Genomic DNA, 11,648 nt, shown 5'->3' on the forward strand with positions numbered 1-11,648 from the left:
TGGGAAAATTAGTTTACTATCTTATTGGTATTCCTGTTTTTTAAGTTTTTTAGTTTTTTCTGTTCTCTCCTTGCCTTATACCTTTCCTCATACTCCTGTTGTTTTCCATTTGCTTTACGCTTTAGATAATTTTGATGAAGTCTGTCCCTTCTCTCATTAATTTTTCGTTCTTCTTCCTCAAGTTTTGATCGTTCTTCTTCGCTTAATTCTTCTTTTGGAACTTCATAATTTCCGATGAAGTTAAAATATATTTCTATCTTTTGCTTTGATGTTTGACTGCCTTTTCTATCCCTTTCATGAATGATAATCTTCTCTACAAATTCATTTATCATTGTGTTTGTAAGTTCATTAAAGTTTTCATAACGACTAATAATGGATATGAATTTTCTTACCCTATCTGTTTCATTTTCATATCTTGATATTACAAGCTCCAAGTCTTCAATCTCTTTACTTAGAGCTCTTTGCTCTATTTCGTATTGGCTATTAAGTATCTCATATCTACTACTTGGTATTTTTTCTAGTATCATATCCTCGTAAATACGGCACATAAGCCTTTCTAACTCTTGTATCCTCGACTTATTATTAATTAGCCTTACTCTTTGTTTTTCTATTTCTACTTTTTCCTTTTCTTCCATTTCATTTTGAATGGAACGGGTAAAGACTTCATTATCTTCATCAATATAATTTTTTATATCTTTTAATGTTTCTTGGATAAGGTTTAAGACTACTTCTGCTTTTATCCTGTGAGCTGATGGACATAGCGTTCCGCAAGGCACTTTCTTATAATTACTACAAACATAATAAGGAATATTCTTATAGTTATTTGTCCTATGAACATACATCTTGCTTCCACAATCTGCACAATACATCAGTCCTGTTAATGGATGATATTCGCCCCAACCATCTGGATACCTTTTTACATTCCCTCGTATTCTTTGTACATTATCAAAGGTTTCTTGGTCTATGATTGCTTCGTGAGTATTTTCAAAGATGAGCCATTTATCTTCGGATACATATTTACTTTTCTTGTCTTTGAAATGCTTTCTTGTTTTAAAGTTAACTGTATGCCCTAAGTATTCTTTTTTCTTTAAGATACTGGCAATTGTAGAACTACACCAACGATAAGGATATTCAAAGTTTTTGCTTTGATGTAATCCATATCCCATTTTTTGCTGATGATAAGCGGGTATATCTATCTTATCTGCTTCCAGTATCTTTGCTATTTTGTATGGTCCTGCTCCGTCCATTGTAAGATTAAATATTCGTCTTACTATCTGTGCTGCTTTTTCATCTACAACCCACTTATCTTTGTCTTTTTCATCTTTGATGTAGCCATAAGGTGGAGTGCTTGCCGTATGCTTTCCGCTTTCTCCTTTTGATCTAAATGTAGATTGTATTTTTCTTGAAGTATCTCTTGCATACCATTCATTCATAATGTTTCTAAAAGGGGTAAAATCATCTTCTCTGTAAAAGCTGTCTACATTGTCATTGATAGCAATCAGTCTTACGCCCTTTTGTCTTAATATCTCCATACATTGACCGACTTTGAGATAATCTCTGCCGAGTCTACTCATATCCTTTACGATGATACAACCGATATTTCCAGTATTTACTCCATTCATCATTTCCATAAAACCTGGTCTATCAAACTGTGTCCCGCTTATTCCGTCATCTGTAAAATGGATAATGTTGGTTAAATTATTCTTACTTGCATATTCTTCAAGGATTTTCTTTTGATTAACGATTGAGTTACTTTCTCCTTCAAGTTCATCATCTCGACTTAATCTCTCATAGAGTGCTGTTATCTTTTCAAAATTCCTCACTTTTTCCTCCTTCCTCTTAATTTCTTAAATAAAAAAGAATTAAGAAGTACATATTTCACTAAAACAGTGATTAAGTGTTCTCCTTAATTCTATTACTCCTGCTGCCAGCTTATATTTCTTATATTGCTTAACTGCAAAATGACTTGGGTCTTTCTTTTCAAGAGCCTCAAAAAGCCTATCAATGGGGTTCATATAGGTTTCGTCATCTTCTCTGACCTCACTTGCGTCAATCATATCCAAAAGCGTCTTAAAGTTCTTTTCTTCCTCTGGTGCTTCATAATAGATATAACCGATGAGAGCAGCGTAATATAGCTTTTCAGCCTTTACCCAAAAATCTTCTCCTGCCTTTTCTCCATCTCCCTTGGTGTTGGCAATAATTGTTTGAACAAGCTTTAAAATATCTTTTTCACTTCTCAAATAAGCAAAGGGATTGTATTTCATAGATTTTTTAAAGTTTATTGTGTTTAATATCTTTATGTTATATCCATTTTCATAAAGCATTTTTCCACACTCTAACACAAGTGTTCCTTTAGGATCTGTTACTACATAGGAAGAATGCATTTGCATTAGATTTGGCTTTACATAAAATCTTGTTTTACCTGATCCAGAACCACCTATTACTAATACATTTTTATTTCTAGCGTATTTAGGGTTTTTAGGTCTTGAGTTCATTGTTAGTCTTTCGGTATTAGTTATAAGAACATTGTTTTCAAACTTAGGGTCAATGTATGGAGCAATATCCTTGCTTTCTCCCCATCTTGCAGATCCATATTCCTTGCCTTGCCTATATTTCTTTTTATTTTTACCTTTACTATAAACAATTAGCTTAACAGTAGCAGCAACTGATATACCTACTAACAAGTCCCTTGGATTAATACTTGGTATATAAGATAAAGTTCCTATATCAGAAATTCCTACCATTATTCTATCAATAATATCTCCTCCTACATAAGAATTTATTTGCTTAGAAAAGATATTTCCAATGTAGAAGAATGATATATAAGGAATGTTTGATAATATAAATTTCTTTGGGTTGTCTATTTTAATTAGGTTTTTAATATCAGAAAGAATGGCTTCTAATATCTTATTCATCGTAGAAACCTTCACTATCTAATAAAATTAGTAGGTAGTGTCTTCCCTTTGGTGTTATAAATGTTTGTATTCCTACAAGTGTACCTAGTGGATCAACCCATTCCTTTACTTCAAAATATCCCTTGTTCTTATCTGCATATGGCAAGAGTTTCTTTTTCTTATCTCTATAAATTAATCCCTTATCCATTAAAAAACTTATAAATTGATTTTGTGGTATTCCTAACTCTTTGGCAGTATTTCTAAAGTTTGTAAGTAGGTTATAATCTACTAATTTGTCATAATAATCTGCCTTTGGTTTTAATTCTTCAATCTCTTCTTCTCTTTCGGCAATAATTCTATTGGCTACAAGAATTGCATCTGCAAGTAGCTCTTCGTTAGTTTTCTTTTCTTGACCAGCTATATATCCTCCATTTTTTCTAATGCTCGGTAAAACTTCTCTAGTTACCCAAGCTTTGAATATTTTTGCTTGTGGTAGTTTTGATGAAAGGATAAGTGAATACAAGCCTTATTCGTTAATTATTGAAATATTCTGTATTCCTCCAGGGGTGTTCCATTTCGTTACACCCTTATCTTCCTCATCTACATGGTCATAAACAGCTTTCCTCGGATTGACATATCCTAACATAGTTGCTACTTCATTAGCTATAAAGAAAAACTCACCGTCTTTTTCTATAACAGTGAGTTTCCCAAAATTTTTATTTTCAAATGTTTTTAAATTACTTATCATAAGCTTTGCTCCTTATGTTTATTTTTAACTTTATCTTTACTAATGGTATCCTTAGCCATATCTTTAAACTTATTTATAGTCTTCGTTATTGAATCTTTTCTATCGGCCTTTCTTTCAGAAGCCTTAACTGCTTTTTTAAAGGCGTGTTCCATAACTTTTATATCCTTAGATTAAAAAAACACAGAGTGGTTGCCAGTTTCCTTATCTTTCATAATAGAAAACTTCACTCCATGTTTATTTAAAATTTTCTTTAGTTCTTTTAACTCAGGATCTTTTAGATTAATTTCTTCTAACTGTCCCTTTTTAACCATATCTTTTAGCTTTACTTCTTCTCCGTTATTTTTTATTACATTTTTTAAGCCTCCTTGTTCTTCTATTTGCTTGTGTACTTTCTTTAAGGCATCAAGAATTGCTTTACTTGTTGCTTTTGCAAGTCTTACTTCAAGATTAAGACTTGACCTGGATACTTCTTCATTAATCATCTATTCCACCTCCATATAAAAGTAATTCTTTGTATTTTCTTAACTTCTCTTGATGGATTTTTCTTCTAAAATCTTCTCCCGTAACTTTAACTGGTATTGTCATTTCAAGTATTCTTGAATATATCCTCTGATACTCAAGGTCAATGTTTGGATTTTGAATAATTTCCAATGATAAGTTTGTAGTAAAAATTGTCGGCCTACCCTTTAAGTATCTTGAGTTTATAATGTTATATACTTGTTCTCTTGCATAAGATGTATCCCTTTCAATTCCAAGGTCATCTAATATTAACAATGGAATATTTGATAGGTTATCTATAATTTCGTTTGAATCAACCTTAAATGCAGATTTTTGTATTTGATTTATTACCTGAGATAAATTCAAAATCTTAACTCTAACTTGTGTTCTTTCGATTAATTCATTTGCTATTGCACAAGCAAGGTAAGTTTTCCCACTACCAACATCTCCATAAAATAAAAGTCCAACATTGTCTTCCTTCATTTGTTCAAAACTTTTAGCATAATTGTAAGCAACCTTGTAAGCTTGACCTTTTTCATTTAAGAATCTCTCAAAATTATATTGGTGTTGGAGTGGCGATGAGAAACAATCTCTTTTTAGCGATGATATTTTCATTAGTCTTTCTCTTTCTTCATTTTCCTTATCTCTTTTTATTTCACATTCACATTTAATTCTGGGAATAAACTTTGTAAAGCCAAGGTCAAGTAATTCTCCATCGACTCTTTTATCACATACCTTACAATAAATATGTCCATTTCTTTCAATATCATTTTCTCTTAATACAAAATCTTTTAAGTTCTTCATAAACTCTCTCCTATATCGTAATTCATTTTCCTTGTTGTATTATCATTAATGTTTTTTGCCTGATCATTAAGATACCAATTGATTATCGTTGCCTTGTAATCTTGATACACTCTGTTATTTGCTTTCATATATGACGACAACCTATCAATGTAGTCACTAATTCTACTTCCTAACTCATTTGTTAAGTCCTTGTATTCTTCATCAGTCAAAAATATGTTTTTATATATTCCATAAGGCTTTTGTCCCTTACTAAAATCATTCTTTCTTAACTCATTATTACTAATATTGTTATAGTTACCTTCCGATTTTCGAAAATCTTGACTTTCGATATTCGAATCTCTTGAATTTCGATTATCGAACTTCTGGAATTTTGTTTTTCGAACTTCTTGATTTTTTAATTCCATATTATTAAATATGCTCATAAAGTCTTTAACATAAATTCTGTTAGGCTTTCCCAGTCCTTGTCTTTTCTTTTCAATCAGTCCTATTCCTGATTTAATATCAAGCTCAGCTATTAATTTATTCGCTTTTTCACTTGCACAATTAAATTGATCTTTTATGCTTTCAATTGTGTAATAAATAAAGACTTTTCCGTCTTCATCTATCCAGCCATTTTTATATGAAAGACCCATTCGATTAAGCATATATGAATACAAAACTTTAGCTTCAATAGAAATGCTCTCAAAAACTTCATCTTCCATTAATACCATAGGTAACCTAATGAAGTTATACATCTCAGATTGCCTATTATAAAAATAATCAAAATTCATTCCTGCCTCCTTTCTTTGAAATAAAAAAAGAGCAGCCTTATTTAAGCTACTCTTGTAGAAAGTGTAAAATGGGTTTTATCTTATTATATTTTTCTTTGTGTCTCCTCATACCAGTTGCAAAACTACTCTTACATCCATGTAGTTTTTTTGGGTCTTTTTGACGTATCCTTCTTCATCTTTATCGAAGACAAAATGCTTATAAAACTGCTTAAAATGCAGGATTTCTAAATTTATATCTTTTGTATCAACGCTATAGTCTCAACATGGCTTGAGAGGATAGAATGAATGTCATTTGAGTGTGTCCGTTCTCGGGAACATATCCACTGCGTTTTTGGGGCTATCGGTAGATGGGAACATATCAATACACCTCATGGATTATTATTTTAGAATGGATTTTAAGTAATCTAATAAATCTGATTTAGTTAGAGGCTCTGCATGACTTAAAATACAATACTTACAGTCGAAACTTTCTATCAAATTTGTTAATGACATTAATTTTTCTTTATCCATATACCCATCATTGTAGAAATCCTCGCTTGTTGAATCTCCCAAGAACAATATTTTTTCCTCAGGAATATAGATAAGCACCGTATCTTCCGAATGGGGTGAAACCGTATGAAAAATCATTGCGGTTATTCCACCGAGATTAAGGGTAAGCTCTTTTTCAAATTGGATATCCGATAGAACGGCAATAATTCTTTTATTATCTACATATTCTCTAGCTAGGCACTCATCATCATTTATCAAAAATTTTATATATGCACTGTCAGATAGTTTGGCTCTTTCCTGTTTCAAAAACTCGTTGGTTTTATGGTGTGCAATGGACAATCCGTGAATTTTATGCATTCCAAAGGTATGGTCCCAGTGCCAATGAGTGATGACAGTAAAATCTGGCTTCTTTAGGTCCTCGATTTCTAGGGATTTATAAAATTCATCAACATGGTCTGCTGAATTTCCTGCATCAATGGCAAGTGCAATTTTATCTCCATTTAAGTATGCCAACATAGGCCTATCAGTTTCTGGTTGATGTGGATAATAAAAGACCCTGCTAGTTATCTTTTTCAGTTCCATTTGCCATCCCACCTTTCTGGTAATAAATCTTTCAGCAACACTTCTTCCATTTCAGGTAATACAATTTGGGTCTCTATATTTTGATTATCTATCTGTGCAATAAACTCTCTGCACCTTCCACATGGTGGAAGTATACTCCCATCTTCAAATACAGCGATAATCCTTTTGATTGCAGTTTCATTGTTCTTTACCATTTCAGCAATAGCTGACTGTTCAGCGCATAAGCCAATAGAACAGGGCAAGTCAATGCATATTCCTGTAAAGATGTTACCGCTATTTGTCTCCAACGCGCACGCAACATGCCCTGAAGTTCCAAAGTTCCGTAACTTTTTATGATTAATTATACTGAAAGCAATTTGATGTAATTCTTGTTTATTCATTTTCTTCTCCAATATTATTTAGCTTAATAATACGTTATTCTTTTTTCAAAACACTAAGTTATTCAGTTCACCATCAAGAACTTTTATAGTTTCATTTCTTTCCTTATCCTCTTGATTGTCATATAAAAGTTGTTCAATAAACTCCCATATATCTTCTAGTTTACGTCTAATATGATAGAATAACAAAGCATCCGTATTGATTAAAAAATCTTTGTGTAATTTCAGGTATATGTTCATAAATACATCATAATATGGCTTATCAACAAAAAACATGAGATCAGCTTTTACTGGAGCCAATTTCAAGCCTTCCCAGTCAATTAGAACTAACTGCTCATCCCGTTGCATCAAGTTCCAATTATGAATATCTGTATGGCATAGAGCCATTTTAGGATTACTTCGTCTTAGAATCTCCGACAGTCCTTCAACTCTGTCAATAGATTGTTCAAGGGGTTTTATGTGTGCCCCAAGCAAGCATTTTAAGTCCATGGGAAGACTGGCGCATTCTTTACGCAATACTTGTTTTAGCTGTTTCAGAAATGGCAAGCTAAAATCTTCCCTAATTAGTTGCACATATACCTACTATATCAATAAATTTTGAGTTATCATTGACTATATTAGTTGCTATTATCAGAATAGTCGTCGATAACTATATTTTCGTGCAAATATGCAAATAAGTAAAATGATAGTTATGTTATATCATAATAATTGAAAATAATAGAATGCATTTTTCAATGTAATAAGATTAAGCGTTCTCTTAAAGTTAGAGAACGCTTAATTATTTTTAATTTATTGAAATAATTTGTAACTATTGAAAACAGACAAAAATTGTTCATTGGATAATTTATCAAGATCAGTAACATTCGCATGCTTCAGCGCCTGTCTTAATTGATTTTTAGTAAAAAGAACATGATATTCCCTGTTTACCCATTTATAAACGAAAAATCTATACTTTTTGTAGTCCTTCTTTAAAATAAATGGTTTATGCCTTTCAAGTACAATCAATACAGAATCTACATTAGGCTTAGGGTGAAAATATGCTCGTGGCACTTTTTTAAGAATTTTTATATCCATTTCCACCATTAACAGCAAACCTAAAGCTCGTTGGGTATTTTGCAACCTTTTAGCAAATCCCCTCTCTACAATAAGGTAGCTATATTTCGCTTGACTATCAAAAGCAATCTTTTTTACAATATCAGTACTAATATTGTAGGGAATATTACCAAATATTTTATAGTCTGTATTTTTAGGAAAGCTAAACTTCAAAATATCCTCATGAATAACTTTTATATTCTGAAAAGGTTCAACTGCTTTTTTCGTGGCATGACATAAACCTTCATCAATCTCTATAGCATTCACCCGTTGACTCATTTCCACAAGTTCCTTGGTAAAATGTCCTTTTCCTGACCCAATTTCTATTATTTTATCTTGTTTATTGATATTCGTATATTTTAATATTTCCTTTACATGCTTTTTAGATGTAATGAAATTTTGCGTATTTTTCGGGTTTTTCTGTTTCATTATAACCTTCTCCTTGCCGGTTATAATGAACTAATCTTAAGAGCTCATTATAACCAATTATTTTTGGTTTGGTTGATAATGAAATCTCTCAATAACAAATATAGAAAACATACCCATACCTTTACCTCCTTTAATTTTTTTCATTATAAATGAGATAAAGTAATATCTACTACTGCAATACATGTACACATATTTAACTCCTCCTTATGCAACTGATTATATCACTTTTAATTTCTCTATTCAATAAAGTTCTGTGCTAATCTACCTCACCCTATGGATTTTTAATCCCGAAACATCAAATGTCATCTGTCAAATGCCCTATTTAAATGGGTCAAAAAACGGTATTTTTTAGCCTGTTTTTGACCCAATTTTCGTACTCAAACCACTACATGTTGTGGTTGACTCCTATTATTCCTTGTCCAAACCACAATACGTCATCAGAATTGCTGCTTCAACGTGCCTTGAGTGGGCAAAAAAGATGTCGCACCCCACTGGTATCCCCTTGGCGGAAGCCCATATTTCTGAAACAGTCGCCTGGATAGGCTATTTTTCATTGATTTGGTGCCTGCTTTTGCGTTACAATCCAAGTAATTGTAAGCAATAAAGCCTTCAAAAGCATGTTGTCCTCTTGAAGGCTTTATTCGGTACAACTTTAAAATTGGTTTACTTATCTTTATCTTCCTCTCTAAGATACTTAACTAGCCCCGGATAATTGCTTATCCTTACAGTTCGGATCAATTAGAATTAGCCGAAAACGGCGGCGAAGAAACGAACCACCGAGAAGCACCGCCGCATTGCCGAGCTTGATACCCTCATTGAACGACTGTATGCGGACCGGAAAAGGCGCGGTTGACCGCCTTGCCCTCAAAGGCTTAGGGGCATATCAACTATATATTGGGGCCGAGTGCCGTTACTTTAACACCGCCGCTAGCCATGAGCTTATGCTTCCTTTAGGACACTGTCCCAACAGACACTTTTTAAAGTATGCTGCACTAATCCTTATTTTTCACAGCATAGCGCAATGACAGACAGCCATGTTCTGCATTCTCTGTTCCCTGCAATTCCAAATTAACTTTTTCAGATAACAGAAGGTTATCAAATAGTTGTTTTTCTTTATTACCTACAAAACATGGTGATATCACAAGACTGATTTCATCAATAAGTCCGTTTTCTAATAATTTGTTGGTTAATCCTCCGCCACTGTCTGTCCGCATGTATTTACACCCATATTGCTCATGCAGGATCTGAAAGGCTTTTTCATAGTCCACATGATCATTTCCTGACACAATATATGGGTAATGCCTTTCCTCCAAATAATTCAAATATTCCTTCGGAGTGGCAGTTGATACCAGAATGACAATTTCCTTCAGATATCCAAGATTTCTTAAGCAATGAAGACTTCTCAAGATACCTCTGCTGTCAGGTATGACTCCTATTGGTCTGGGGTCCTCCGGGCTTGTTATGATTTTCTCAAAATCAGCCTCTGTTTCAGCAGGATATTTTTCAAATGCAGTAAAAACAGTATTGGACCCAAACAGCACCGCATCCGAATGAATTCCCCCGGCAACCTGGTAGTAAACTTCCGGATTATCAAAGCCTTTAATGCGGCCATCAAGGCTAATTTGTGTGTGCATAATTATCTTTGGTTTCATATTTTTCAATCCTCCTTTTTGATAGTAGAATATCATAATACACTGACAGCTGTATGTCAGCAGGGGATATGAAACCTTACAAAAAATACATAACAGACCAATCGCTTTCTCTAAATCAAGTTTAGGCAGTGATTCGTAATTTGTGCCAGGTGTTTACGGGTTATGCATTTTAATTCATCAGGTTGGACTATTTCAATGCCTGATCCATATTCAATCAGCTGCTTGCTCAATATCTCAAAGGAATCTGTCTGGAATTCGATTTCCATTTTACTTCCCAAATCGGTTTCTTCAAGGAAGCCGAGAGAATACCTGTTCTTGATAGAATTGTATCTCTCCCCTTTTTCAGCTCTAAGAATTACATTATATAGTTTTTTATATGAAAGCATTTGTTTTAATATTTGTTCCAAAGAGCCATCATGGCTTTGACAGAGCTCTTCTTCTATGCAAATGCTTTTAATCCGATCCACACGAAAATTCCTATATTCATTTCTTAGCCTGCAAAACCGATTAAGTACCAGTTCTGTTCATAAAACCCCAGTGATATAGGCTCTATCATTCTGCTTTCCGGTTCTTGCCCTCCTGATGCAGGATATTGAATTGATATTACCCTTTTATTGCAGATTGCAGTCTGAATTGCTGCAATAACGTTATCCGCCAATGTATTTTTCTGTCCAGATGTGCTGTACACGTTAATACTGTTCTCCAACTCCTGTGCATAGTTTTTTTCACCATGCTTCAAAATAGATTTGATTTTATACATAGCTGAATCAAAATCCTTTATAAATGATTCATCTCCATGGCAATTTAAAAATTTCCCTGCTGTAATCAATGCACCCACTTCCGCCGCTGTAAACATTACCGGCGGAAGTAGGAAGCCCTCTACAAGAAAATATCCTTTTCCGGCCTCAGATCCAATTGGTATTCCGGCTTCTTCAAGTGTCCGGATATCTCTGTAAACTGTCCTTAAGCTTATATTAAATCGCTGTGCAATTTCTTTGGCAGGAATTATTTTTTTTGATTGCAGCTGAATAAGAATAGAGGTTACTCTGTTAATCCTGTTCAAATTTTATTCCTCCTCTGTGACTTCCATAAAAAGTATATCCTATGCGTTCTTAAGCTAGCTGCTGTTAGTGCTTCTCATTGCACCCTGGTTATAAAAGCCATACTCACAAACCTCTTCACCAAAACTCTTTACATCTCTAATATAGAACTCTATCTAGCGAACTTTTAGAAAAGATATAAAACATCAGAGTATGGACAGTTGCGGATGTACTTCAGAAAAGATGGGGCTGTTGCAAAAGTCCTAACATAGA

11 protein-coding genes and 3 pseudogenes are annotated in these 11,648 nt (G+C 33.4%); all 14 read right to left on the reverse strand.

What is annotated here, in order from left to right; genetic code table 11:
• Positions 1-8 precede the first annotated feature (8 nt).
• Positions 9-1,823 carry a DUF4368 domain-containing protein gene (locus ACCQ42_RS01820; RefSeq protein WP_410035175.1) on the reverse strand — a complete coding sequence of 605 codons (1,815 nt, stop codon included), beginning with the start codon at positions 1,821-1,823 and terminating at the stop codon, positions 9-11.
• A gap of 96 nt (positions 1,824-1,919) precedes the next feature.
• Positions 1,920-2,915: pseudogene (locus ACCQ42_RS01825) on the reverse strand (type IV secretory system conjugative DNA transfer family protein); the annotation flags it as partial.
• Positions 2,908-3,642, reverse strand: a pseudogene (locus ACCQ42_RS01830) (phage antirepressor KilAC domain-containing protein). The pseudogenes ACCQ42_RS01830 and ACCQ42_RS01825, both read right to left, overlap by 8 nt.
• Positions 3,639-4,124, reverse strand: a pseudogene (locus ACCQ42_RS01835) (PcfB family protein). The pseudogenes ACCQ42_RS01830 and ACCQ42_RS01835 overlap by 4 nt, the downstream one beginning before the upstream one ends.
• Positions 4,117-4,944, reverse strand: a complete 828-nt coding sequence (locus ACCQ42_RS01840) for an ATP-binding protein (protein WP_410035176.1) — start codon at positions 4,942-4,944, stop codon at positions 4,117-4,119. Before ACCQ42_RS01840 ends, ACCQ42_RS01835 begins: the two are co-directional and overlap by 8 nt.
• The gene (locus ACCQ42_RS01845) at positions 4,941-5,714 is read right to left on the reverse strand and encodes a replication initiator protein A (RefSeq protein ID WP_410035177.1); all 774 of its coding nucleotides are present in this window, start codon (positions 5,712-5,714) and stop codon (positions 4,941-4,943) included. Before ACCQ42_RS01845 ends, ACCQ42_RS01840 begins: the two co-directional genes overlap by 4 nt.
• Before the next feature lie 378 nt (positions 5,715-6,092).
• Entirely contained in the window at positions 6,093-6,785 is a 693-nt protein-coding gene (locus tag ACCQ42_RS01850; protein ID WP_019108018.1) for an MBL fold metallo-hydrolase, read from the reverse strand.
• On the reverse strand, positions 6,776-7,165 hold the full coding sequence (locus ACCQ42_RS01855) for a cytidine deaminase family protein (protein WP_106460502.1): 390 nt from the start codon (positions 7,163-7,165) through the stop codon (positions 6,776-6,778). Before ACCQ42_RS01855 ends, ACCQ42_RS01850 begins: the two co-directional genes overlap by 10 nt.
• Positions 7,166-7,210: 45 nt before the next feature.
• Complete coding sequence (locus tag ACCQ42_RS01860; protein WP_001176020.1) at positions 7,211-7,735, reverse strand: phosphotransferase; 525 nt, start codon at positions 7,733-7,735, stop codon at positions 7,211-7,213.
• Between the two features lie 216 nt (positions 7,736-7,951).
• Positions 7,952-8,683 carry a 23S rRNA (adenine(2058)-N(6))-methyltransferase Erm(A) gene (gene erm(A), locus ACCQ42_RS01865; RefSeq protein ID WP_094398249.1) on the reverse strand — a complete coding sequence of 244 codons (732 nt, stop codon included), beginning with the start codon at positions 8,681-8,683 and terminating at the stop codon, positions 7,952-7,954.
• A gap of 57 nt (positions 8,684-8,740) precedes the next feature.
• Positions 8,741-8,866: an erythromycin resistance leader peptide gene (locus ACCQ42_RS01870; RefSeq protein WP_017771940.1), complete on the reverse strand. Its 126-nt coding sequence runs from the start codon at positions 8,864-8,866 to the stop codon at positions 8,741-8,743.
• 809 nt (positions 8,867-9,675) lie between these two features.
• Positions 9,676-10,335: a dihydrofolate reductase family protein gene (locus tag ACCQ42_RS01875; RefSeq protein WP_000802831.1), complete on the reverse strand. Its 660-nt coding sequence runs from the start codon at positions 10,333-10,335 to the stop codon at positions 9,676-9,678.
• 110 nt (positions 10,336-10,445) lie between these two features.
• The gene (locus ACCQ42_RS10290) at positions 10,446-10,802 is read right to left on the reverse strand and encodes a WYL domain-containing protein (protein WP_463049207.1); all 357 of its coding nucleotides are present in this window, start codon (positions 10,800-10,802) and stop codon (positions 10,446-10,448) included.
• A gap of 23 nt (positions 10,803-10,825) precedes the next feature.
• A complete protein-coding gene (locus ACCQ42_RS10295) occupies positions 10,826-11,398 on the reverse strand; it encodes a helix-turn-helix transcriptional regulator (protein ID WP_001079938.1) in 573 nt (190 codons plus the stop codon).
• Positions 11,399-11,648: the final 250 nt, after the last annotated feature.

This window comes from Anaerococcus kampingae, assembly GCF_046365475.1.
Lineage (GTDB): Bacteria > Bacillota > Clostridia > Tissierellales > Peptoniphilaceae > Anaerococcus > Anaerococcus kampingae.